The organism is Noviherbaspirillum sp. (assembly GCF_036846085.1).
GTDB lineage: Bacteria > Pseudomonadota > Gammaproteobacteria > Burkholderiales > Burkholderiaceae_D > Noviherbaspirillum.
On sequence record NZ_DAIUCO010000056.1, the window covers coordinates 1 to 22,789 of the forward strand.

Annotated in this window: 23 protein-coding genes; 8 read left to right on the plus strand and 15 right to left on the minus strand. The window is 60.0% G+C overall.

Annotation, left to right across the window (positions count from 1 at the left end; translation table 11 throughout):
- Positions 1 to 65: 65 nt before the first annotated feature.
- Complete coding sequence (locus tag V7080_RS08850; RefSeq protein WP_334188031.1) at positions 66 to 305, minus strand: hypothetical protein; 240 nt, start codon at positions 303 to 305, stop codon at positions 66 to 68.
- 251 nt (positions 306 to 556) lie between these two features.
- Between V7080_RS08850 and V7080_RS08855 the strand changes: the two genes are divergently transcribed.
- The 3 genes from V7080_RS08855 (at position 557) to lipA (ending at position 3,173) form a co-directional block, all read left to right on the plus strand.
- A complete protein-coding gene (locus tag V7080_RS08855) occupies positions 557 to 1,411 on the plus strand; it encodes a helix-turn-helix domain-containing protein (RefSeq protein WP_334188032.1) in 855 nt (284 codons plus the stop codon).
- A 13-nt stretch (positions 1,412 to 1,424) separates the two neighbouring features.
- Positions 1,425 to 2,081 carry a lipoyl(octanoyl) transferase LipB gene (gene lipB / locus V7080_RS08860; RefSeq protein WP_334188033.1) on the plus strand — a complete coding sequence of 219 codons (657 nt, stop codon included), beginning with the start codon at positions 1,425 to 1,427 and terminating at the stop codon, positions 2,079 to 2,081.
- Positions 2,082 to 2,180: 99 nt separating this feature from the next.
- Positions 2,181 to 3,173, plus strand: coding sequence for a lipoyl synthase (gene lipA / locus V7080_RS08865; RefSeq protein WP_334188034.1), 993 nt, complete (start codon positions 2,181 to 2,183; stop codon positions 3,171 to 3,173).
- A 69-nt stretch (positions 3,174 to 3,242) separates the two neighbouring features.
- On the opposite strand, the gene V7080_RS08870 is transcribed toward lipA, so the two are convergent.
- From V7080_RS08870 to V7080_RS08905, 8 genes are all read right to left on the minus strand, one after another.
- On the minus strand, positions 3,243 to 3,770 hold the full coding sequence (locus V7080_RS08870; protein WP_334188035.1) for a peroxiredoxin family protein: 528 nt from the start codon (positions 3,768 to 3,770) through the stop codon (positions 3,243 to 3,245).
- Positions 3,771 to 3,824: 54 nt separating this feature from the next.
- On the minus strand, positions 3,825 to 4,265 hold the full coding sequence (locus V7080_RS08875; RefSeq protein ID WP_334188036.1) for a DsrE family protein: 441 nt from the start codon (positions 4,263 to 4,265) through the stop codon (positions 3,825 to 3,827).
- 18 nt (positions 4,266 to 4,283) lie between these two features.
- Positions 4,284 to 6,239: a M48 family metallopeptidase gene (locus V7080_RS08880; RefSeq protein WP_334188037.1), complete on the minus strand. Its 1,956-nt coding sequence runs from the start codon at positions 6,237 to 6,239 to the stop codon at positions 4,284 to 4,286.
- Positions 6,240 to 6,398: 159 nt separating this feature from the next.
- Positions 6,399 to 6,989 carry a LemA family protein gene (locus tag V7080_RS08885; protein WP_334188038.1) on the minus strand — a complete coding sequence of 197 codons (591 nt, stop codon included), beginning with the start codon at positions 6,987 to 6,989 and terminating at the stop codon, positions 6,399 to 6,401.
- A gap of 79 nt (positions 6,990 to 7,068) precedes the next feature.
- The gene (locus V7080_RS08890; protein ID WP_334188039.1) at positions 7,069 to 7,725 is read right to left on the minus strand and encodes a BON domain-containing protein; all 657 of its coding nucleotides are present in this window, start codon (positions 7,723 to 7,725) and stop codon (positions 7,069 to 7,071) included.
- Complete coding sequence (locus tag V7080_RS08895) at positions 7,718 to 8,314, minus strand: phosphoheptose isomerase (RefSeq protein ID WP_334188040.1); 597 nt, start codon at positions 8,312 to 8,314, stop codon at positions 7,718 to 7,720. Before V7080_RS08895 ends, V7080_RS08890 begins: the two co-directional genes overlap by 8 nt.
- A 141-nt stretch (positions 8,315 to 8,455) precedes the next feature.
- Complete coding sequence (locus V7080_RS08900; protein ID WP_334188041.1) at positions 8,456 to 8,830, minus strand: YraN family protein; 375 nt, start codon at positions 8,828 to 8,830, stop codon at positions 8,456 to 8,458.
- Positions 8,830 to 10,065, minus strand: a complete 1,236-nt coding sequence (locus V7080_RS08905; RefSeq protein WP_334188042.1) for a penicillin-binding protein activator — start codon at positions 10,063 to 10,065, stop codon at positions 8,830 to 8,832. Before V7080_RS08905 ends, V7080_RS08900 begins: the two co-directional genes overlap by 1 nt.
- Before the next feature lie 12 nt (positions 10,066 to 10,077).
- On the opposite strand from V7080_RS08905, the gene rsmI reads away from it, so the two are divergent.
- Positions 10,078 to 10,986, plus strand: a complete 909-nt coding sequence (gene rsmI, locus V7080_RS08910; protein WP_334188043.1) for a 16S rRNA (cytidine(1402)-2'-O)-methyltransferase — start codon at positions 10,078 to 10,080, stop codon at positions 10,984 to 10,986.
- 29 nt (positions 10,987 to 11,015) lie between these two features.
- Here rsmI and V7080_RS08915 read toward each other — a convergent pair whose 3' ends face one another.
- The 6 genes from V7080_RS08915 to V7080_RS08940 form a co-directional block, all read right to left on the minus strand.
- Positions 11,016 to 12,110 (minus strand): septal ring lytic transglycosylase RlpA family protein, encoded by a 1,095-nt coding sequence (locus V7080_RS08915; protein WP_334188044.1) that lies wholly within the window; start codon positions 12,108 to 12,110, stop codon positions 11,016 to 11,018.
- A 200-nt stretch (positions 12,111 to 12,310) separates the two neighbouring features.
- Positions 12,311 to 13,423, minus strand: a complete 1,113-nt coding sequence (rodA, locus tag V7080_RS08920; RefSeq protein WP_334188052.1) for a rod shape-determining protein RodA — start codon at positions 13,421 to 13,423, stop codon at positions 12,311 to 12,313.
- An 8-nt stretch (positions 13,424 to 13,431) separates the two neighbouring features.
- On the minus strand, positions 13,432 to 15,411 hold the full coding sequence (gene mrdA / locus V7080_RS08925; RefSeq protein ID WP_334188045.1) for a penicillin-binding protein 2: 1,980 nt from the start codon (positions 15,409 to 15,411) through the stop codon (positions 13,432 to 13,434).
- A gap of 79 nt (positions 15,412 to 15,490) precedes the next feature.
- Positions 15,491 to 16,003 carry a rod shape-determining protein MreD gene (mreD, locus tag V7080_RS08930; protein WP_334188046.1) on the minus strand — a complete coding sequence of 171 codons (513 nt, stop codon included), beginning with the start codon at positions 16,001 to 16,003 and terminating at the stop codon, positions 15,491 to 15,493.
- The gene (mreC, locus tag V7080_RS08935) at positions 16,000 to 17,004 is read right to left on the minus strand and encodes a rod shape-determining protein MreC (RefSeq protein ID WP_334188047.1); all 1,005 of its coding nucleotides are present in this window, start codon (positions 17,002 to 17,004) and stop codon (positions 16,000 to 16,002) included. The genes mreD and mreC overlap by 4 nt, the downstream gene beginning before the upstream one ends.
- A gap of 208 nt (positions 17,005 to 17,212) precedes the next feature.
- The gene (locus V7080_RS08940; protein WP_326858004.1) at positions 17,213 to 18,256 is read right to left on the minus strand and encodes a rod shape-determining protein; all 1,044 of its coding nucleotides are present in this window, start codon (positions 18,254 to 18,256) and stop codon (positions 17,213 to 17,215) included.
- 244 nt (positions 18,257 to 18,500) lie between these two features.
- Here V7080_RS08940 and gatC point away from each other — a divergent pair, with 244 nt between their 5' ends.
- The 4 genes from gatC (at position 18,501) to gatB (ending at position 22,362) form a co-directional block, all read left to right on the plus strand.
- Entirely contained in the window at positions 18,501 to 18,803 is a 303-nt protein-coding gene (gatC, locus tag V7080_RS08945; RefSeq protein WP_334188048.1) for an Asp-tRNA(Asn)/Glu-tRNA(Gln) amidotransferase subunit GatC, read from the plus strand.
- 70 nt (positions 18,804 to 18,873) lie between these two features.
- A complete protein-coding gene (gene gatA / locus V7080_RS08950) occupies positions 18,874 to 20,349 on the plus strand; it encodes an Asp-tRNA(Asn)/Glu-tRNA(Gln) amidotransferase subunit GatA (RefSeq protein WP_334188049.1) in 1,476 nt (491 codons plus the stop codon).
- A complete protein-coding gene (locus tag V7080_RS08955; protein ID WP_334188050.1) occupies positions 20,346 to 20,840 on the plus strand; it encodes a hypothetical protein in 495 nt (164 codons plus the stop codon). Before gatA ends, V7080_RS08955 begins: the two co-directional genes overlap by 4 nt.
- Positions 20,841 to 20,901: 61 nt before the next feature.
- Positions 20,902 to 22,362, plus strand: a complete 1,461-nt coding sequence (gene gatB, locus V7080_RS08960; RefSeq protein WP_334188051.1) for an Asp-tRNA(Asn)/Glu-tRNA(Gln) amidotransferase subunit GatB — start codon at positions 20,902 to 20,904, stop codon at positions 22,360 to 22,362.
- Positions 22,363 to 22,789 lie beyond the last annotated feature (427 nt).

A 22,789-nucleotide genomic window follows, 5' to 3' on the forward strand; every position in this document is an offset into this window, starting at 1 on the left:
CCAGTGCAAATGCAATCGCGCCTGCCAATGGAATCATTTTTGTCTTGAACTGCATGGAATTTCTCCTAGGGGTGGAATAAACAAGCTTGTTGCGAAAAATCGCCGGCGCTGGTGAGCAGTGCAGGCGAAAAAGACTCGGCCTCACGACCGAAAACGGAAATGCGGGAGGAGAAAAGGCTGGGAGCGGCAACGCTTGCCCTGAATGAGTCGACTGGGGCAGCAGATTTGGCTGGGACGTCCGCCTCGGCATGAAAGCGGTCGTACGACACGCAATCGTTCAGCGGATGCTTCTCTACGGTCAACATGAATTCTTCCTCAGGGAGGGTGCGCCAGGATCGGGATCGGCCGGACCTGGCACTTGTCTCATATGCGCTTTTGGCTTTGTTGCTATGCTGGCCTGTACGGCTTGCAACTTCGAAGGCAACTGTATGGATAAAACTGCATGGACGCCATTTCGCTATCTGGCGCGAGTAGATGCTACCTGGTGCTACAATAGCGTCAACCAGTATCATTTCAGCGTCATTTTTTGATAATTTCGCCCCCATCGCGACCATTTATGCGCCCTCTTCACGCCGCCATGCACGGCAAGCCGTTTTCCGCGGAGCAAACCGAGTTTTGCGCCAACCTGCGCATGCTGTGCGGCTACTACCGGTCGGTTGCCGATGTTTGCCGAAAGCTCAACATCAATCGGGCACAATTCAATCGCTACCTGAACGGCACCAGCACGCCGTCCAACCATACGCTGGACCGGATCTGCGATTTTTTCGGTGTCGAACCAGCTGAAATTTATCTCCCGCGGGATCATTTCCACCAGATCGTCCAGGTGCGGCCAAGGCAGCGCGCTGAACATGCCGCCTATGCGGAACACATCACGCGCCTGCAGCGCCACTCCACCGGCAAGTGCGAAAAGTACCTGGGTTACTACTACGAGTATTACTATTCGATGAGCGCCCCGGGAAAGGTGCTACGCGGCCTGGTGCATGTCTTCATGCAGGACGGCGCGGTCTACCATGAGCGGCTGGAGCGTTTTCCGCAGCATGCCAACCTGGACGAAGCTTACAAATGCAAGTACATCGGCGGCGCGTTTTACCTGAACGACCGGATCTTTCTGGTTGACTACGAATCGATGACCGGTAATGAGATCGCCCAGACCATCCTGTTTCCGACCTACCGGAACAAGGTCGCCCGCCTGTCGGGACTGATGCTCGGCGTATCGTCCAGCAACCAGCGCTCGATCGCCTGCGCGCGCGTCGTCTTCGAATACCTCGGCAAGACGATCGACCTGCGCAAGGCCATGCGGCTGTGCGGGCTGTTCGATCCGAAGGAAGGCGCCATCGACGCCACCATCCTGAAGGTGATCGACAACTCGCCGCAGAAGGACCAGCACCATTTCTACACCATTCCGCTCTAGCGGCATTCTTCCCATGCCCACACCCATCATCGTGCAGCGGGGACTGGAAGCGTACCGGACCACGTTCGACGCCATGCGCGCCTTCACCGATGCACGGACGGCGGACACGCCGGACGAACTCTGGATCGTCGAGCACCCGCCGGTATTCACCCTCGGCCTCGGCGCCGATCCGTCGCATGTGCTGGATGCACATGGCATTCCAGTGGTCCAGACCGACCGCGGCGGCGAAGTGACCTACCATGGCCCCGGCCAGGCGGTCATCTACCTGTTGATGGATTTGCGCCGGGCGCGTCCGGGCGCACGCCTGTTTGCCCGCGAGTTCGTGTACAAAATAGAACAGTCGGTCGTCGACACCCTTGCAGCGTATAATCTCGCGGGTGAGCGCAAGCCCGGCGCGCCGGGCATTTACATCGCCGGCGAAGGCCCCTGGCAGGGCGCAAAGATTGCCGCCCTGGGTTTGAAAGTGAAGTCCAACGGCTGCACCTACCACGGTGTCTCCCTGAATGTCGCGATGGACCTCGCGCCATTCAGCTGGATCAATCCCTGCGGCTACGAAGGACTGGCCACCGTGGATATGCGCACGCTCGGTTCGCAAGCGTCATTGAATGAAATGCAGTCGGTCCTTGCCGGCGCACTGATGCGGCAGCTTGGCGAACCGGTGCCGGTTTGACATCGCATGGACCGGCACCCTATGTAATGCAGCACGCAATGCCATTACCAACGGCCTGATGAACAGGCTGCCGTTGCGGCAAAACCGGAACGGCATCGAATGAGCGACCCGCAAATGACGACTACCGAAAAAACGCCTCTCGCATCCACCGCCTACAACCCGAGCGACAAGCAGAAAGGCGCAGGCAAGACCGCCCGCATTCCGATCAAGATCGTGCCTGCCGAAAGGTTGGCCAAGCCGGACTGGATCCGGGTCAAGGCGGCATCGCCGTCGACCCGCTTCTACGAGATCAAGGACATCCTGCGCGCCAACAAGCTGGTGACGGTCTGCGAGGAAGCATCCTGCCCGAACATCGGCGAATGCTTTGGCAAGGGCACCGCCACCTTCATGATCATGGGCGACAAGTGCACGCGCCGCTGCCCGTTCTGCGATGTCGGTCACGGCCGTCCCGACCCGCTCGACGTGAACGAACCGGAAAACCTGGCGAAGACGATCGCCGCGCTGAAGCTGAATTACGTCGTGATCACCTCGGTCGACCGTGACGATTTGCGCGACGGCGGCGCAGGGCACTTCGCCGATTGCATCCGCCGCGTGCGCGAATTGTCGCCGGCCACCCGCATCGAGATCCTGACTCCCGACTTCCGTGGCCGCATGGACCGCGCACTGGAAATTTTGAAAGCCGCGCCGCCGGACGTGATGAACCACAACCTGGAAACCGTGCCCCGCCTGTACAAGGAAGCGCGCCCCGGTTCCGACTATGAATATTCCCTCAACCTGCTCAAGCGCTTCAAGGCGCTGCATCCGGATACCCCGACCAAGTCCGGCATCATGGTTGGCCTTGGCGAAACGGATGAAGAAATCCTGCAGGTAATGCGCGACCTGCGCGCCCATGATGTCGATATGCTCACCATCGGACAGTACCTGATGCCGTCCGGGGACCACCTGCCGGTACGCCGCTATGTGCACCCGGATACCTTCAAGATGTTCGAGGAAGAGGCCTACAAGATGGGATTCGTGCACGCTGCCGTCGGTGCAATGGTGCGCAGTTCCTATCACGCGGACCAGCAGGCGCATGGCGCCGGCATAGTTTAAGTTTCATTCACGCGAAATTAAGAAGGCGCCCTGAGCGCCTTTTTAATTGTCGATGACTATGTGCAGTAATCAAGCCGCCAATGCCTTTTCAATCAACTGATGCACTTCGGCAAAATTCGGCTCGCCGAGATAGCGCTTGATGATATTGCCTTGCTTGTCGATGACGAACGTCATCGGCGTCAGCGAAACGTCTCCGAACGATTTGGCGAGATCGCCTTTGACATCCAGTGCAACGTGAAACGGCAGCTTGCGGGTTTCGGTGTAATTGAGCACGTAATTGGGTGGATCATAGCTCATGGCCACGGCAAAGAAGTCCAGCCCCTTGTCCTTGTACTTATTGTAGGTCTCCACCATTTCCGGCATTTCCTTGATGCAAGTGGCACAGGACGTAGCCCAGAAATTGACCATGACCACCTTGCCGCGCAGGCTTTCCATGCTGACTTTTTCACCCTTGAGATTGGTGAAGGTCACATCCGGCGCAGGTTCTTTTGCGGCAAGTGAAAAATAGGCGGCGATGGCGATCGCCGCCACGGCGATGAGCGCAAGTACCTTCATCCAGGTGTGCTTGCGGGGTGCGGCTGGAGCATCGGTTTGCATGATGTCGGCGGAATGGAGGGATTCTTGTGAAGCCTCGATTATAGTCAGATCATGTCAGGGCCGCAGGTAGACGAACCCTTCGCGCGACTGCAGGCGCGCCACCTCCACTACCCCGGACGTCACGATCTTTGCCTCCGGCAACAACCGCGAGGCAGGCACGTCGTGCGCAGTCAGTGTGTTGCCGCATACGCGAAATTCGACGCCTTGCGCCGCCAGCGCACTGATCGCAGCATCGAACGGCTTTCCGTTGCGCTCCGTGGCGCCCGCCAGCAGGAAACGAATGCCGTCGCCGTTTGCCACGACCACCACCTTGGTATCGGGCTCGGCGCGCAAATGGTTGCGGATGTTGCCCATGGCACGCGATGCCTGTTCAATGCCGTCGACGAGGTGATAGACCACTTTCACCGGTTCCGCGGCGAATGCCGGCAGAACGGCGACGGCATGCAAGGCCACGGCCAGCGACAAGCCGGATAACAAACGGAACATGCTTCGCATATCGAATCCTCGGAAAAGTTACCAATGACAGGCAGTATACGTCGCCGCCACCAGCGGCGGGATCGGCGCTTCGAGCGCTGCGCAGATCGCGCGCAGCAAGTCGGCAGCGGCGACCGGCAATGGCTCGCTGCCTGAAGCGGATTCCAGCAGGGCCTTGACCAGTGCAGGTTTTGCCAGCGGCGCGAGTTGGGCGGCGCGATCGAGCGCGTCACGAATGCGGTCGAAGGTGACCGCGGATGCTGCAGTCAGATCCGTTGCGGACAGCCCAAGTTCCGGACAGCGGGCAGCGCCTCGCAGGAAATTGTTTGCCGCTGATGTTGCGGTTGCAACGCCGACATGCGCCGTCAGCGACAGGAGCAGCGCCACGGCGTCACGGATCTGCGGCAGCGCATGGTAGCGGACCGGTATGGCACGCCCCGCATGTGCATCGAGGCGCCGGATGAGCACCGTTTGCAAGACGAATTCCGCAAGCGTGATGCGCTTGTCTGCAGCGATGAATGCCTGGACATCAGCAAGGAACCTGGCACGCGCGTCGGCGGACAACTCCTTGAGCGCAGGCATGGCAAGATCCAGCAGCGGCAACCTTGCGCTGCGCGGCAGGCGCCTGACTGCCCTGGCAAGAAACAGGATGAAATCGACGCGCTGCGCCGCCACGTCGCGCAAAATTGCGAAATGCGGATCGGACACACTGTCGCCGGAAACGGCAATCGATTCCGGCAATCCCGGCTCGTAGGCAACAAGCAGCGCATACACCACCGCGCAGGCGGCATGCGGTTCGCGCATTGCGCTGTCCAGTTCGTCCGGCAAGCGCACCGGTCTTGCGTCGGACGATGCAAAGGTAACCGTCGGCGACATTGCCTGCGGTTGCGTCGTGAATCCGGACGCGACATAGGGAATGTCCGGCAACCTGCTGGTATCGCCTTCATAAACCTCCGCCATTTCCGGAGCATCCAGCAAGGCGACATGCCTGCCATAGATGCGGCGCAGGCGTTCCGCGATCGGCGGATGGGTAGCGAACAGGCCGCGAACCAGGCTTGCCTTCGGCGCGCCAAGAAACAGATGCGACAACTGCTCTGCATTCGGATGCCGGATACGCGACCCCGGAGCGATCGTCCGCGAGAGTCCGCCGATCTTGCGCAGCGCGCCGCCGATACCGTCGGCGCTTCGAGTAAATTGCACTGCGCTGGCATCTGCCAGATACTCGCGCTGGCGCGACACCGCGGCCTTGATCAATCGCCCGAAGAAAATGCCGATATAGCCGATCACGAGAAACGTGCCGCCAACGGCAAGCAACACGATTTTTGGAGAAGGCCGCCGCACGGTGGTGCCGGCGACATGCCATCCATGAACGCCGGCATCGATCAGATGCTGACCGAAGCCCGCCACCATCTGTATCCCGAACAACACGCCGATGAGGCGGATGTTCAGCCGCATGTCGCCATTGAGGATGTGGCTGAACTCATGCGCCACGACGCCCTGCAGTTCATCGCGCGTCAACCGTCGAAGCAGGCCACGCGTCACCACCACAACCGCTTCGTTCTGATTGAAACCCGCCGCGAAGGCGTTGATCGCGTCTTCATTGTCCAGCAGGTAGACGCTCGGACAGGCGAGGCCCGAGGCCAGCGACATTTCCTGCACCACGTTCAGTAATCGCCGCTCGTGAATATCGCGCGATCCAGCCGATACCAGCCTCCCGCCTGCCATTTTTGCAACCGCATCACCGCCGTCGCGCAGGTTATAGGTTTCGATCAGCGTCCCGACAGCAATCAGCGCTACCGTGACCAGCGTGTTGGTTGCGAAAAAGCCTTTAGGGAAGAAGTCGGGTACGGAGGAATAACCGCCCTGGAAGCCAATCCAGACCAGCGTCATTGCCGCGTTGACCGCGATCACGATGGCGATCACTGCAAGGAGGAACAGGATGATCAATGTGCGCGTTTGCCGGCGCGCGTGATCCTGTTGCCGGAAGAAATTCATGGCTTGATACAGCGGCGGGTGTGGCTGATCCCTGACCTGCATTCCGGGGCCATGCTCAATAGGCGTGAAGAATGCGCTGTGTCCGGGCGCAGACCCCTTCCCTGCCCCGGCACTCTCCTCGAAAGCGAGGACGAGAACGGATGCCCGATACGCACCCGTTCAAAATGCAACCTTGACGGCCTTGCGCTCTTCCGGCGATTCGGTCGCCTCCAGCATTTCAACCTGCTTGAATGCAAACATGCCTGCAATGATCGATACGGGAAATTGTTCGATCGAGATGTTGTATTCCATGGCGTTGTCGTTATAGCCCTGGCGCGCGAAAGCAATCCGGTTTTCGGTGCTGGTCAATTCTTCGGTCAACTGCAGCATGTTCTCGTTGGCCTTGAGATCTGGGTACGCCTCCGACAGCGCGAACATCCGCCCGAGCGACGAGGTCAGCACGCCTTCCGCCATCGCCAGCTGCTTCACCGCGCCGTTATCCGCCGGATCGACGGCGGCCTTTGCATTGGCGGTGACGGCATGATTGCGCGCGGCAATGACTGCCTCCAGCGTTTCGCGTTCATGCTTCATGTAGCCACGCGCCGTTTCGACCAGGTTCGGAATCAGGTCATAGCGGCGCTTCAATTGGATATCGATTTGTGAAAAGGCATTCTTGAGCTGATTGCGCAAACTGACCAGGCGGTTGTAGGCACCGACTGCCCAGAACAACAGCAGTAGAAGTATTGCAAACAGGATGATGGTTGAGACCATGGCGCCCTTTCAATAAAAAAGCCGCGGGACTGTTTGCCCCGCGGCTAAATATAGCATTCCAGCGCTGTGTGAAAGGAAATTACTGCCTGCTCTGCTGGCTTTCCGGCGCGCTGCTCAACTGCCGCAAATCGTCTTCGGAAATATACTCGAATACCTTCACCACTTTCTGCACGCCGCTGACGCCGCGCGCCACTTCGCCGGCCATCTGGCCTTCGCGTTGAGTGACGCGCCCCATGAGGTAGACGACGCCGCGCTCGGTCACCACCTTGATCGAATTGGCATATAAATCACGCGCATCGACGAACGATGCCTTGACCTTGCCGGTAATGAGGGTGTCGTTGGAACGTGATGCAAAACTTGAATTGCCGAGCACTTCCAGTTCGTTCACGATGGACGCCACGTTTTCAATCGCACCCACCTCGCGTTCGACGGCGGCCTTCATTGCGTCGTCCCGCACTTCGCCTGTCAGTAGCACCCTGCGGTTGAAGCTTGCAACATTTACATGCCCGCCGTTACCGACCAGGTTCGCAACGCGCGTTTCACCCTTCAGCGTGATGGTCTTGTCTTCCGTTTGCGCACCGAAGGTGCGGCGGTCCGTTGCGGCAAGCGTTCCCACCACCGCGGTTCCGATCGCCATTTCGACGCAACCCTGCAAGCTCGTTACCAATACGCCGCACAGGATGACGGCTGCCAAAGGCCTGTTCGCACAAGACCAGGCACGAGGCCAACTAATCATTCGCATCTCCCCCAAATAAGGCGACATCGATACCGTCGCATAAACAATGAATCGTTAATAAATGCACTTCCTGGATACGTGCGGTGCGGTCGTGCGGTACGCAGATATGCACATCCGCGTCGGTGAGCCGCTTGCCGATGGCGCCGCCGCCCTTTCCGGTCAATGCGACGATGCGCATGTCCCGCTCCAGCGCCGCATCCACCGCCGCAAGCACATTGGCCGAATTGCCCGAGGTGGACAATGCCAGGAGCACATCGCCGGACTGGCCGAATGCCTGCACCTGCTTCGTGAAGATGTCCTGGTAGCTGTAATCGTTGCTGATTGCGGTCAGGATCGAGGTATCAGTCGTGAGCGCCAGTGCCGGCAACGGCAGTCTTTCCCGTTCGAACCTGCCGACCAGTTCGGCGGCAAAATGCTGGCAGTCCGCTGCCGACCCGCCGTTCCCGCAGGCAAGTATCTTGTTGCCGTTAGACAATGCCGTGAACATAAGTTCCACCGCTTGCTCGATGGGGTGCGCCAGCAATGCTGCCGCCTTTGTCTTCAGTTCGGCGCTTTCCTGAAAATGGGCGAGGATTCGTTGATTGTTCATGGTTGGCGATATGGTTGAAAACGGTGCGTCGGTCGTTGACGGCAAGCCTGTCGTTGCCGATGTTGGTCAATACTGCGGATCGTGGCAGCTGGTCTTTATCCCACATGGCGGCAGCCTGCATGACGACCTGCCATGATCATGTCATGCATCGATCACGTTCTTCAGCCACGTCAGCCGGGCACCGTCGATCGCGACCACGTCGAACCGGCATGCCGGCGGCATTGTATACCGTTGCAGGAAGACATGAGCAGCCACGACGAGGCGCGCCTGCTTGCGCAATGTGACGCTGGCCGCGGCGCCGCCGTAACGGCCATCGGCGCGCTTCCTGACTTCGACGAACACCAGCGCGCCGCGCTCCTGCATGATGAGATCGATTTCGCCACCCTTGCAGCGGAAGTTGCGCTCGACGAGTTGGAGGCCATGCGCGGCCAGGTGCGCCAGCGCGGCGTCCTCGCCTGCCTGGCCTGATATCTGGCGCCCGGTGCGTTTTTCCGCCAGAGCGTCGAACAATCCCATCAGCGCTGTTCCGGCGCCACGCCGCCGTCGCGATAGATCGCGTGCTGCCCGATGCGCTCGAAGTACGGCGCGGACTGGCCGAAGCGCACCGTCAGCTTGCCGGTCACCCCGTCAATCTCGAAGTCGGTGCGTTGCAGGGCGATCTCGCGGGTGATCCGGTAGGCGTCGATACCGAGTGCATACAGCCGCTCCATGTCGGGACTGCGCTTCTGATCGGCGGCGACGACCGGACGCGGATAGACCATCACCGCCGGATGGTCGGGCTGCAATTGCCACGGAATGTCCAGCAGGCGCACGCCGTCCATTTCCGCCGCCGCCTCGTTGCCGGCCATCGGTTGCGTGTAGGGATTCAGTTGCGATGTGCCGTACATCGGAATTTGCGTGCCGAGTGCAAGGCGGAGCTGTAGCGCCTGGTTGGCATCGAGAGCGGCAAAGATCAATGCCGGCTTTTCGGACTGCATTTGCTGCTTCAACTGCGCGAGTCCTTTCGCACCGAGGTATCCGCTGGTGAGCGGAATTTCAATGATTTCCGATTTCCGGCCCTGGTGCTGCCATTCGGCGGCAAAGGCCTTGGCAGCGCGGCGCTGCCAGGCCGTGGCGGTGGACACAATGTATGCCGTGCCGGGGTCCGCGCTGCCGATGGCCCAATCGGCCGCCTGCCGCGCCTCCTCCTCGATGGACAGGCCGACAGACAGGAGATTTCGGGGCTTTCCCTCCGTCGTATCGCCGGCCAGCTCCGGCTGTGTCAGGGTAATGGTGGGCTTGCTGACGCTGCCGCTCTGGGCGATGGCGGCGGCGCCGGAACGGGATAATGGGCCGACGATGATATCGTGCTGCGCAGCCGCGGTGGCATAGCTCGACAGCATGTCCGGGACCGCATCCGCCGTTTCGATGACATTGACCGCGATCCCTGTCTTCTCATAGGCATGCGCAGCCATGAAACCGTTTCGCACCGCTTCGGCCGCCTTGCCGAGCGTCTCGGAACGCAACGGCAGCATCAGCGCGACACGCGCCACCGCACCTGCGGTTCCGCCAGGCGCGTTCTGCGACGCATCACCCGGCAAGCGAAAATCACTGGAGGACGCGGGTGGGCTGACGGGGAACGTTTCCACCACGGACGCCTGCGCGAGTTGCGGGGACATTCCAGTTGTTGCAGTTGTGTTTGCGAGCACCGGCGTGCACAATCCGCTCAGGGCGGCACTCAGCAACGCCACCTTCGTCCATGTGTACAACATCCTTGCCTCCTCATGACTCAGCCAATTCAGCCCTTCCCTCACTTGCCGATTTTGCAGGAAGTGTCGCAACAGCAGTACCCGGGCTCGACATTATATGTGGTGGCGACGCCGATCGGAAATACGGGCGATATCACGTTGCGTGCCATCAATGTACTCGCGATCGCCGATGCGGTGGCATGCGAGGACACGCGCAATACCGCACACCTGCTTTCGCGCTACGGCTTGTCCAAGGAATTGATGGCGGTCCATGAGCACAATGAACGGGAGGCGGCGGACAAGGTGATCGCCCGCCTGCAGGCCGGCCAGCGGATCGCCCTGGTATCGGATGCGGGTACGCCCGCAGTCTCCGATCCCGGCGCACGCATCGTCGATGCGGTGCGCAAGGCCGGCTTGCGGGTGATGCCGCTGCCCGGCGCATCGGCGGGCATTGCGGCCTTGTCGGCTGCCGGCCTGCTGAACGACCGCTTTTACTTTGCCGGCTTCCTTCCGTCGAAGGCGGCGCAACGGCAAACGGCGCTCGACGCGCTGCGCACGACTACGGCCACCATCGTCATGTACGAAGCGCCGCATCGCATTGTCGATACCATCGATGCACTGGCGCGCAGCTTCGAGCCGACGCGCCGCATCGTGTTCGCGCGCGAATTGACCAAGCTGTTTGAAGAAATCCACCGCTGCACGCTGTCGGAAGCCGCTGCCTGGCTGGCGCAGGATCCGCATCGGGAAAAAGGCGAATATGTGCTGCTGCTGGAGGGCGCGACGGCCGACACGGATGCCGGCGATGCCGATGCGGAACGCATATTGCGCATCCTGCTGACCGAATGTTCGGTCAAGCAGGCGGCTTCGCTGGCCTCTCAGATCACGGGGCGAAAGAAGAACGCCCTCTATGACCTGGCGCTGCGCCTGAAGGACGCGGACCAGTAAACCAGCGAGCCGCCGCGCTCCTCACTGCTTCAGCGCTGCACGACCATCGGTCTCGTCGCGCCGACATCCTGCAATTGCTGCGCCGCGCTCGCCGCTTCCGCGCGGGTCGCAAACGGCCCGCTGTGCAGACGGTACAAGGTTCCCTGCTGCATCACCTCGACCGGCGGCAGATCGGTACGGTATTTCTGCATCAAGCGCGCACGTGCCGCTTCGGCATTGGCCGCCTGCGCGAACGCACCGAGCTGGATATAGAAGCCGGGCGCTGCGGAAGGAACGGCCTGCTGGGTGACCGAGGGCTGGATATCGCTCGATGCGATCATGGAGATCGGTGGCAGGACCGGCGCAGCGACAGGCAGTGCGACAGCACCCTCGGACGGCGTACCGGAGGCCAGCGCGGGCTGGATTGCCGCCGGTGCGGTCGTTGACGACGCAGTCATCGGCGCCTGCTCGCGCCTGGCGGCGGCGATCCGCTCGATATCTTCCGGCAGCAGGCGTTCCACTTCCAGTTGGCTGCTGCCTTTTTCCAGATAGCCCAGCTTCAATGCGGCTGCATACGACAGATCGATGATGCGCCCGCCAAGGAATGGACCGCGGTCGTTCACGCGTACGATGACCTGCTTGCCGTTGGCAAGATTGGTGACTCTGGCATACGAGGGGATCGGCAGGGTGGGATGCGCGGCGGTGATCTTGTACATGTCGTACAGCTCACCGGAGGATGTTTTCTGGCCGTGGAATTTCTTGCCGTACCAGCTCCCGACGCCCTGCTGTTTGAGCGGCCTGCTATCGGTGATGGGCGTGTAGGTCTTGCCGAATACCGTGTAGGGCTGATTGCCGCGCCGGGCATAAGGTTCGACACGCGGCTCGGGATCGGGCAGATCCAGCAAGCCCGGCGGCACGTTGTCGCCGGGTCCGTCGTCCTGGTAGTAGCCGCCGCGACCCGAGCCCGCGGGCGGCAAGGCAGGTATGGTGTTGGATGCGCTTTTCGATGGTGCTGACTGTCGTCCGGCCGGTGCATTGGCCGGTGTTTCGGACAACTGGACCGAACTGCCGCAGCCGTACAGCGACAGCACCGTCAACAGCAAGGCGCTGCTTCGCACGATGCGTTTCTTTGCAAGCAGTTGCATTGCATTCTCTCCCTGATGGCTTGTGAACATGTCAGTTCAGGCTTGCTTGCTTACCTGGCACTGATGTCATCCTGATGGTTTTACAACCCTCAGGATTCTAGCCATTCAGAAAGAGTATTCCAATCGGAAATGCCGGCATCCGGCCGCTTTTTTGTGTCTGACTGTAATGATGCGGATGGCGGCGTCGGTTTGAACCGGCGTCAGCTCTGCACCAGTTTCCTGTGCCGCTGGATGCTCATCAGCATGCCGATACCGAGCCCCAGTGTCATGAATGCCGTACCGCCATAGCTCATGAAGGGCAGCGGCACGCCCACGACAGGCAGGATGCCGCTCACCATGCCCATGTTGACGAACGCATAAGTGAAAAAGATCATGGTGATCGCCCCCGCCAGCAGCCTGCTGAACAGGGTCGGTGCATTCGCGGCGATCAGCAAGCCGCGCCCGATTAATAGCAGATAAAGTACCAGCAGGACGATGTTGCCGATCAGGCCGAACTCTTCGGAGTAGGCGGCAAAAAGAAAATCGGAAGTGCGCTCAGGAATGAATTCCAGGTGTGTCTGCGTGCCGTTGGTCCATCCCTTGCCCCAGATGCCCCCGGACCCGATCGCGATCATGGATTGAATGATGTGGAATCCTGTTCCGAGCGGATCGGTGGTCGGGTCGATGAGCGTCATCACCCTTTGGCGCTGGTAATCGTGCAGCATCGACCATGCGACCGGCAGGCTGGCGAGTCCTATGGCCGTAAGCGTAGCCAGAATTTTCCATGGCAGACCCGCGAAGAAAATGACATAGAAGCCGGCAGCCAGCACCAGCAATGCGGTGCCCAGATCGGGCTGGCGCATGATCAGCACGCCGGGGATGGCGAGGATGACGCCGCCCACGATAAAGTGATGCCACTGGATCATGCCCTCGCGTTTCTGGAAGTACCAGGCCAGCATCATGGGAACGGCAATCTTCATGATCTCCGACGGCTGGATAACGACGCCGACATTGACCCAGCGCCGCGCGCCTTTCTTGACCAGGCCGAACATCGCGACTGCAATCAGGAGCGCCACGCCGACCGTATAGATGGGCACCGCGAAACGCATCAGGAGCTGCGGCGGCATGATCGCCGCGATCCACATCACCACGAAGGCAATCAGGGTATTGCGCATGTGATCCTCGAAGCGCCCGGGTGCGTCCATGCCGGCCGAAAACATCGTGAACGCGCTCACCGAAAGGATGAGGAAGACGATCAGCGCGAGCGTCCCGTCAAACACCATGACGTAAGGCCGGATGGTGGGCCATATGGTGCGCCGCTCGGAAAATTGCATGCTTGTCATCAGTGCTCGTGCCTGTCGGCTGCGGTTTCAACGATTGTCGGCGCGGGAGTGCGCTTCTGTTTATTTGGCGCGGCGGCCTGCGCGGCATTGGGTGTGGCGACCTTGTCCGCTGGCGCTTCCTTCGGCTCCGGCCGCTTGCCTAGCAGGTAATAGTCCATCGCGATCCGGGTGATCGGCGCGGCGGCCGCTGCACCAAAACCGGCATTCTCGACAATGACGGCGATCGCGATGCGCGGATTGTCCGCCGGCGCGAATGCGCTGTAGAGCGAGTGATCGCGATGATGCTCGGCCAGCTTCTTGGCGTCGTATTTCTCGTTCTTCCTGATGCCGATCGCTTGCGCGGTACCGGTCTTGCCCGCCGATGTGTACTCCGTCTTGGCAAATGCACGCGACGACGTTCCCTCCTTCGTCACGCCGACCATCGCACGCTTAACGAAATCGATGTTCTCCTGCTTCAGATTGATCCGGTAACTTTCCTTCGGGACGGTCAGTGTTCGTTCCTTGGTCACGCTGTCTTCGATCGTCTTGACCAGGTGCGGCTTCATCACCACGCCATTGTTCGCCAGGTTGGCAATCGCATGCGCCATCTGCAGCGGGGTGAATGCGTTGTAGCCCTGTCCGATGCCGATCGAGATCGTCTCGCCCGCATACCATTTCTTCTGCTCGGGCTTTTTGTAGGCGGCACGCTTCCACGCCGTCGACGGCAGCAGGCCGGTACGTTCGTTATCAAGGTCGATGCCAGTCAGTTGACCAAAGCCAAAGGGCTTCATGAAGTCGTGAATCGTGTCCACGCCGAGATCATTGGCAAGATTGTAATAATAGGTATTGCAGGACACGACGATTGATTTATACATGTCCACCACGCCATGGCCGTCCACCTTGTCGTCGCGGAATTTATGGCTGCCGAACCAGAAGTAGCCGGGGTCGGAAATGGTATTCGACGGCGTGCGTTTGCCGGTTTCCAGCGCGGCGAGCGCCATGAAGGGTTTATAGGTGGAGCCCGGCGGATAGCTGCCGATCAGCGGCCTGTTCAGCAATGGCCTGTCGATCGAGGTATTGAGCTCTTCCCATGTCTGCTGGTCGATCCCGTCGACAAACACGTTCGGATCGTAAGTCGGCTTGGACACATAGGCAAGAATATCGCCGGTCGACGGTTCGATCGCCACGAGCGCGCCGCGCCGGTCGCCGAACGCTTCCTCGATGATTTTCTGCAGTTCGATGTCAATCGACAGAATCAGATTGTTTCCCGGCACCGCCGGCGTGCGTGACAGCGAGCGGATCGCCCGACCTCCGGCCGTTACTTCGACTTCCTCGTATCCGGTCGTGCCGTGCAGCATCTTTTCATATTTCTTTTCCAGGCCTTCCTTGCCGATGTAGTCGGTACCGACATAGTTCGCCGCATCCTCGGATTCGGCGATGCGATCGGCATCCTTGCGGCTGATGCGTCCGATATAGCCGATCACATGCGATGCGGTATCCCCCAACGGATATTGGCGGAACAGCCGTGCCTGGATCTCGACGCCCGGGAAGCGATACCGCTGAGCGGTGAATCGCGCGACCTCCTCGTCGGTGAGGCGGGTGCGGATCGGCACGCTTTCAAAGTTTTTCGCTTCTTCCAGCAGGCGGCGGAAGCGCTTGCGGTCCTTAGGCTGGATCTCGACCAGTGTCGACAGGCCTTCGATCACTTTGTCGAGCGGCTCGTTAATCTTGGACGGTGTAATCTCCAGCGTGTACGCGGAAAAATTGCGGGCCAGGACCACACCGTTGCGGTCCAGTATCAGGCCGCGGTTCGGCACGATGGGGGCAACCGAAATCCGGTTGTCTTCCGCCTGACCATGGTAGGTCTCATGCCGGACGACCTGCAGCCAGAAAAATCGCGACAGCAGAATGCCGAACAGGGCGAGCACGAATATGCCCGCTACCGACAGGCGCAGGCGGAATAGATGTACTTCCCGTTCTGTGTTCTTAAACTCAGTCATTCGTTCTTCAAGCCGGCAGATCTACAGGCGCGAGGCCGCGCGAAGCATGTTCAAGCAGCAATTCAAGCGTGACAGGCAATCAGATCGGCCGGGTGTCATCGCGATTGATTGCACGCCGCTGCGGTGCAAGCAATATCCAGGTGATAACCGGCCACAGCGCCGCTGTCGACAAGCTTTCCGCGAAATATGTCCAGCCGGCGAACTTGCCGCTGACCATCAGCCGGATCACGAGTTGCACCGACTGCATCAGCAACAGCAGCGGCAGCACGTGCAGGACCTGCGTCCATACCCGGAACCACAGCACCCGCCGATGCATCATGATGGCAAAGTAGGACAGCAGCGTGTACGACAGTGCATTCTCGCCAAGCAACGCCGCATCATGCACATCCATCAGCAGGCCCATGGCGAACGCAATCCCGATGCCGACCTTGCGGGGTTGATGGATGCTCCAGAAAATCAGTGCCAGCGCAACGAAATCGGGCACGCCGACCCAGTAGCCATAGGGCAGCAGATTGAGCAGAAAAGCAATGATCAGGCTGCCGGCGATGAAGAGCGGATTGACGGGCAACAGGATGTAATGAGGGCGGTTCATGGCGTCGGCTTTTGCTTTTCAGGTGCGGGCGCTGCTGCGGCAGCCGGAGCGGCAGCAGCCGGAGCCGGGGCGACCGCATCTTTTGGCGCTTCCTTTGCGCCTTCGGTGCGTTTCTGCTTCGCCTTTGCATCCTTTTTCGGATCGTCGGGCGGCGGACGCTGGGCGACAGGCGGCTCGGTGAGCAGAACCAGCAACTGGCGATTGCGATCGATGCCTGCGAGCGGCTGGCAGACGATCCGGGCGAATGCATCGGATGATTTGCTTTCCACCTGGGTCACCTTCGCCACCGACAGGCCGGCGGGATATACGCCATCGATGCCGGATGTCACCAGCATGTCGCCGTTCTTGATATCCGCATTGGCCGGCATGAATCGCAGATCGAGCGAGCCGGAATGTCCTTGACCGTATGCGATGCTGCGCAGGCCGCTGCGCACTACCTGGACAGGAATCGCCTGGTCCTTGTCGGTCAGCAGCGTGACTTCAGCAGTGAACGGGAATACCCGGGTCACCTGGCCCACCACGCCGATGTCGTCGATCACCGGCTGTCCGGGTGCAACGCCATGCCGGCTGCCGCGGTCCAATATGACCTTGCGGGTAAATGCATCGCGCGCGTCGTACAGGATCTCGCTCATGATGGACTTCACCGGCAGGCGTTCGTTGGCGTCCAGTAATTTGCGCAGCTGCGTATTTTCCGCGGACAGCTGCCGTACCTGCTGCAGCGTCTGCGCATTTGCGAGCTGCTCCTGTTGCAGCCTGAGGTTTTCTTTCTGCAGCGAGGACAGTGCGGAGAAGTAGTCGCCGATGAAGTAGGCGGCATCGCGCGGCATCAGCGCCGCGACTTGCAGCGGGTACAACACCGTGGCGACGGTTTGCCGGATCATGCCCAGGGAGCGGAGGCGGGAATCTGCGATCAGCAAGCCGATGGCGATCAGCGCGAAGATCGTCACTTTGGCGCGGGCAGAAGCGCCTTGCTTGAAAAGTGGCGGCGGGCTGTATTCCATTAAATGTTATCTACCAGTTTCAAGTGCGCCCAGCAGGCGGTTGCCAACTTGTGCGAAGCTGCGTTTCGGCCCGCGATGCTCGACGCATATCGACCATGCCGCCTGGCCAATCCGCTCGCCATGTTCTTCAATCGTCTGCCAGGGCTGCCCTGATTTGCAATACGCGCCATCCCAATGCATGGCTGCGTATCGTTTGGAACAGGATGCTTTATTCGTACGAGAAAATCGAACCCAGCTTGTCCATCCGCTCGAGTGCCATGCCGGAGCCGCGCACCACGCAGGTCAGAGGATCTTCGGCAACGATCACCGGCAAGCCGGTCTCTTCCATCAGGAGGCGGTCGAGGTCGCGCAGCAACGCGCCGCCGCCTGTCAGCATCATGCCTTTTTCGGCGATGTCGGCGCCCAGCTCGGGCGGCGTCTGTTCCAGCGCATTCTTCACGGCCGAGACGATGTTATTGAGGGGGTCGGTCAGCGCTTCCAGGATTTCATTGCTGGAAATGGTGAACGAGCGCGGAATGCCTTCCGACAGGTTGCGGCCCTTCACTTCCATTTCCTTGACCTCGGAACCCGGGAAGGCGGAACCGATTTCCTTCTTGATGAGTTCGGCGGTCTGCTCGCCGATCAGCATGCCGTAATTGCGGCGGATGTAGTTGACAATTGCCTCATCGAACTTGTCGCCGCCAACGCGCACCGACCCCTTGTAGACCATGCCGCCGAGGGAAATGATGCCGACTTCGGTCGTACCGCCGCCGATGTCGACCACCATGGAGCCGGTTGCATCCGACACCGGCAGTCCGGCGCCGATTGCGGCGGCCATCGGCTCCTCGATCAGATATACCTGGGATGCGCCGGCGCCGAGCGCGGATTCGCGGATGGCGCGACGCTCGACCTGGGTGGAACCGCAGGGAACGCAGATGATGATGCGCGGCGACGGCTTGAACAGCTTCGAGTCGTGCACCATGCGGATGAACTGCTTGAGCATCTGCTCGGTGACGGTGAAGTCGGCGATCACGCCGTCCTTCATCGGACGAATCGCTTCAATATTGCCAGGGACCTTGCCCAGCATCTGTTTGGCTTCCTTGCCGACCGCCTGAATGGTCTTCTTGCCATTCGGACCGCCCTGCTGGCGGATCGCGACTACCGACGGCTCATCCAAAACAATGCCCAGTCCGCGCACATATATCAGGGTGTTGGCCGTGCCGAGATCGATTGCCAGGTCGTTAGAAAAATAACTGCGTAAAAATCCAAACATGTGTTGTCCCGATGCGCAACAATGATGCGCGAAGCATTGAAGGTTGAATGTCCGCCCGCACGGCATACACTGGCGGCTGTGAGGCAGTAGCCCAGCATTCTACCTTATAATTTAGCTGAAATTAGCTGGCGGAAATACCAAAAATACGAGCTGAACACGCCTTTTTGATAAGCTTTTGCCAGAACTAAAACACTTTTGTTTTTAAAGATTATTTCTTATGCACGGCTTGCACGTGCCCTCCGACATGTCCCTTGAACTCAACGATGTAAAACGTCTTGCCCGTCTCGCGCAACTCGACCTGAATGAAGATCAGGCTTCCCGAACCCTCGACAAGCTCAACAGCATCTTTTCGCTCGTCGAACAAATGCGCGCTGTCGATACAAACGGCATCGAACCCCTGAATCATCCGATCGCCGCCCACCAGAACAATGTCGCGTTGCGTTTGCGCGACGACGCCGTTACGGAACCGGATCGTCGCGACGACTATCAACAGGTTGCGCCCGCCACGCAGGACGGCCTGTACCTGGTGCCGAAAGTCATCGAGTAACCGAATCGGCAACACCGGCTTGCCGAAAGCACATCACGAAAGATCATCGGCCCTTCCTGGCCATCCACATATGCATACGAAATCCCTTAAAGAACTTTCCCGACTGCTTCAAGCAAAGCAGATCTCGTCCACCGAATTGGCAAAGCTCTACCTGGATCGCATTGCAGGCAGCGACCTGAACGCCTTCATCGACATCAACGCGGACCTCACCCTGCAGCAGGCGGCGGCGGCGGATCAGCGACTGGCTGCGGGCGACACCACGCCCCTGACCGGCATTCCGATTGCGCACAAGGATATTTTCGTTACGCGCGGCTGGCGATCGACTGCCGGTTCGAAGATGCTCGCAAATTATGTCAGCCCCTTCGATGCAACCGTCGTCGAACAGTTCCATGCAGCAGGCATGGTCACGCTGGGAAAGCTGAACTGTGATGAATTTGCCATGGGGTCATCCAACGAGAACTCGTACTTCGGCCCCGTGAAGAATCCTTGGGACAAGGCAGCGGTGCCGGGCGGATCGTCGGGAGGATCGGCGGCGACGATCGCCGCGCGCCTCGCACCGGCGGCAACCGCGACCGACACCGGAGGCTCGATCCGCCAGCCGGCGTCCTTCTGCGGCGTGACCGGCATCAAACCGACCTATGGCCGGGTATCCCGCTTCGGCATGATCGCTTTTGCATCATCGCTCGACCAGGGCGGTCCGATGGCCCAGTCGGCGGAAGACTGTGCATTGCTGCTTAATGCAATGGCAGGGTTCGATCCGCGCGATTCGACCAGCCTCGAACCCGGCAAGGGCGGCGACAAGGAAGACTTCGGCCGCGACCTGGACAAGAGCCTGCAGGGATTACGGATCGGCGTGCCGCGTGAGTACTTCGGCAAGGGACTGGCGTCCGATGTCGAACAGGCGGTCCGGGCCGCGCTTGCCGAATATGAAAAGCTCGGCGCGACGCTGGTGGATATCTCGCTGCCGAAGACCGAGCTGTCGATTCCTGTCTACTACGTCATCGCGCCGGCGGAGGCATCGTCCAATCTCAGCCGCTTCGACGGCGTGCGCTACGGCCATCGCGCGAAGGAATACAAGGACCTCGGCGATATGTACCGCAAATCGCGTGCGGAAGGCTTCGGCGACGAAGTCAAGCGACGCATCCTGGTCGGCGCCTATGTGCTGTCGCACGGCTACTATGATGCCTACTATTTGCAGGCCCAGAAGATCCGCCGCCTGATCGCGCAGGATTTCAGCAACGCGTTTCAGCAGTGCGACGTCATCATGGGACCGGTCGCTCCGACAGTGGCATGGGACCTCGGGGACAAGGCCGACGATCCGGTCGCCAACTATCTTGCCGATATCTTTACGCTGTCGACCAGCCTCGCGGGCCTGCCGGGCATGTCGATCCCATGCGGTTTCGGACAGGGCGAGAAGAACGGAAAGCGGCCGGTCGGATTGCAGGTCATCGGCAATTATTTCGACGAGGCACGCCTGCTGAACGTTGCGCACCAATACCAGCTTGCCACCGATTGGCATCTGCGCAAGCCGGAAGGCGTCAATTGAAACGGCGCCGCGTCCATTTGTTGTTGCCGGCTTTGCTGCTTGTGTGCGGCACGGCCGCTATCGCACAGCAACTGGACGCAACGTTCTCGTGCAGTGCGACGCGCGAAGAAAACGGAGAGCGGGTGATCTACGCCGACAACGGCGAAATCCGCCTTCGCGGCGATCGCATCGATACATTTCGATGGGAGTCGGCATTGCATCGCAGCACGCATGGTTTTGATTGCACCATCGAACAGGGCGATGGCCTGAAAGCGGAAGTACGCGAAGATGTGGCGAATCCGATCTGGCGCATCGCGCTCGCCGATGCGCGCGCCGCTCGGGACCAGCGTGGATACGACTTCGATCGCGGGCTCAATTGCACCATTCGGCTGGAGCGGGATGGCGACATGCTGAACATCAAGCCGACCTGCCCGGCCCTGTGCGGATCGCGCACGAATTTTTCCGAGTTGTCGGTCAACCTGAAGACCGGCGACTGCCGCTACGAACAGTAGCAAACCATTTTTCGTCCTTCCCTCGCGGGGAAGGACATACAGATTACGGAGTGAGGTCACTATGCAATGGGAAGTCGTCATCGGTCTGGAGACGCATGCGCAGCTCTCGACCCAATCGAAAATATTCAGCGGCGCGTCGACCCGCTTCGGCGCCGAGCCGAATACCCAGGCCAGCCCGGTGGACCTGGCGCTGCCCGGCGTCCTGCCGGTGATGAACAAGGGCGCGGTGGAACGCGCCATCCAGTTCGGTCTTGCAGTCGGCGCCACCATCGCGCCGCAATCGATTTTCGCGCGCAAGAATTATTTCTATCCCGACCTGCCGAAGGGTTATCAGATCAGCCAGTATGAAATCCCCGTCGTGCAAGGCGGACGCGTTTCATTCGTGCTGGAGAAGGACGGCAAGGCCGAGATGCAGTCGGTGCAACTGACGCGTGCCCACCTGGAAGAGGACGCCGGCAAATCCCTGCATGAAGACTACCAGGGCATGTCGGGCATCGACCTCAACCGTGCCGGAACACCACTGCTGGAGATCGTCACCGAGCCGGACATGCGCAGCGCGGCCGAAGCGGTGGGCTATGCGAAGGCGCTGCATTCGCTGGTGGTGTGGCTGGGCATCTGCGACGGCAACATGCAGGAAGGGTCGTTCCGCTGCGACGCGAACGTCTCGGTGCGGCCGGTCGGTCAAAAGGAATACGGCACCCGTTGCGAGATCAAGAACCTGAACTCGTTCCGTTTTCTCGAAGACGCGATCAACTATGAAGTGCGGCGCCAGATCGAACTGATCGAGGACGGCGGCAGGGTCGTGCAGGAAACCCGGCTCTATGATCCCGACCGGAAGGAAACCCGGTCGATGCGCAGCAAGGAAGACGCGCAGGATTACCGCTACTTCCCCGACCCGGACCTGCCGCCGCTGGTGATCGCGCAGGAATGGATCGAGCGCGTCAAGATGTCGATGCCCGAACTGCCGGGCGCCATGCGCGAACGGTTCACCCGCGACTACAGCCTGCCCGAGTACGACGCGGCAGTGCTGACGCAATCGAAAGCGATGGCATCGTATTTCGAAGCGGTGGTCGCCAAGGCCGGCAAGGAGCAGGCCAAGCCTGCCGCCAACTGGCTGATGGGTGATGTGTCGTCAACGCTGAACCGCGAAAACGTCGATATCGCCGACGCGCCGGTGAAGGCGGATCAGCTTGCACTGCTGCTGCAGCGCATCGCCGACGGCACGATTTCGAACAAGATCGCCAAGGAAGTGTTCGCGGCGATGTGGGAGGCGCCCTCCGACAAGCCGACGCTGGCTGATGACATCATCGAAGCCAAGGGCTTGAAGCAGATCTCCGACAGCGGTGCGCTGGAAAAGATCATCGACGAGGTTCTGGCGGCAAATGCGAAATCGGTCGAGGAATTCCGCGCCGGCAAGGAAAAGGCATTTAACGCGTTGATCGGTCAGGCGATGAAAGCGACGAAGGGTAAAGCGAATCCGGCACAATTGACGGAGCTGTTGAAGAGCAAATTAGCGGGCTGACAAGGCCCGGGCGCTGAGGTGAATGATGCCAGGCATGAGGACCGCTTTTGTGCAGGCAAGTTTTCCAATGCCGTCTTAAACCATTGGCTCCTGCAATGTTCCAGGGACAAAATAACCCTTGCGAACCAAGGGAAATATTGGGATGCGCATCGACAACATGGCCGTCTCACTGAATCTGACGTCATTCCAGTAGGCGCTTCTTCAACTCGAAGAAGCGCCGCAGCGTCGCATGGTGCAGTTCGTACAAGCTTTTGAAAACGAGGCAATTGTCGCGACACTGTCACGACAATAAGCTGGAGCGATGTGGCCGCCTACCGATCCCAGTCCCTGCCACCGCCGCATCGGTTCTCCACATTTCGTTTCAGGGCTGCCTAAGGCAACGCTGAACAAGTAAACGAGATTGCTTATCGAGCGTTATAGATGCTAT

Coding starts and splice junctions, on each gene's coding strand:
- V7080_RS08850 (WP_334188031.1), bottom strand. CDS start 305: ATGTTGACCGTAGAGAAGCATCCGCTGAACGATTGCGTGTCGTACGAC.
- V7080_RS08855 (WP_334188032.1), top strand. CDS start 557: ATGCGCCCTCTTCACGCCGCCATGCACGGCAAGCCGTTTTCCGCGGAG.
- lipB (WP_334188033.1), top strand. CDS start 1,425: ATGCCCACACCCATCATCGTGCAGCGGGGACTGGAAGCGTACCGGACC.
- lipA (WP_334188034.1), top strand. CDS start 2,181: ATGAGCGACCCGCAAATGACGACTACCGAAAAAACGCCTCTCGCATCC.
- V7080_RS08870 (WP_334188035.1), bottom strand. CDS start 3,770: ATGCAAACCGATGCTCCAGCCGCACCCCGCAAGCACACCTGGATGAAG.
- V7080_RS08875 (WP_334188036.1), bottom strand. CDS start 4,265: ATGCGAAGCATGTTCCGTTTGTTATCCGGCTTGTCGCTGGCCGTGGCC.
- V7080_RS08880 (WP_334188037.1), bottom strand. CDS start 6,239: ATGAATTTCTTCCGGCAACAGGATCACGCGCGCCGGCAAACGCGCACA.
- V7080_RS08885 (WP_334188038.1), bottom strand. CDS start 6,989: ATGGTCTCAACCATCATCCTGTTTGCAATACTTCTACTGCTGTTGTTC.
- V7080_RS08890 (WP_334188039.1), bottom strand. CDS start 7,725: ATGATTAGTTGGCCTCGTGCCTGGTCTTGTGCGAACAGGCCTTTGGCA.
- V7080_RS08895 (WP_334188040.1), bottom strand. CDS start 8,314: ATGAACAATCAACGAATCCTCGCCCATTTTCAGGAAAGCGCCGAACTG.
- V7080_RS08900 (WP_334188041.1), bottom strand. CDS start 8,830: ATGGGATTGTTCGACGCTCTGGCGGAAAAACGCACCGGGCGCCAGATA.
- V7080_RS08905 (WP_334188042.1), bottom strand. CDS start 10,065: ATGTTGTACACATGGACGAAGGTGGCGTTGCTGAGTGCCGCCCTGAGC.
- rsmI (WP_334188043.1), top strand. CDS start 10,078: ATGACTCAGCCAATTCAGCCCTTCCCTCACTTGCCGATTTTGCAGGAA.
- V7080_RS08915 (WP_334188044.1), bottom strand. CDS start 12,110: ATGCAACTGCTTGCAAAGAAACGCATCGTGCGAAGCAGCGCCTTGCTG.
- rodA (WP_334188052.1), bottom strand. CDS start 13,423: ATGCAATTTTCCGAGCGGCGCACCATATGGCCCACCATCCGGCCTTAC.
- mrdA (WP_334188045.1), bottom strand. CDS start 15,411: ATGACTGAGTTTAAGAACACAGAACGGGAAGTACATCTATTCCGCCTG.
- mreD (WP_334188046.1), bottom strand. CDS start 16,003: ATGAACCGCCCTCATTACATCCTGTTGCCCGTCAATCCGCTCTTCATC.
- mreC (WP_334188047.1), bottom strand. CDS start 17,004: ATGGAATACAGCCCGCCGCCACTTTTCAAGCAAGGCGCTTCTGCCCGC.
- V7080_RS08940 (WP_326858004.1), bottom strand. CDS start 18,256: ATGTTTGGATTTTTACGCAGTTATTTTTCTAACGACCTGGCAATCGAT.
- gatC (WP_334188048.1), top strand. CDS start 18,501: ATGTCCCTTGAACTCAACGATGTAAAACGTCTTGCCCGTCTCGCGCAA.
- gatA (WP_334188049.1), top strand. CDS start 18,874: ATGCATACGAAATCCCTTAAAGAACTTTCCCGACTGCTTCAAGCAAAG.
- gatB (WP_334188051.1), top strand. CDS start 20,902: ATGCAATGGGAAGTCGTCATCGGTCTGGAGACGCATGCGCAGCTCTCG.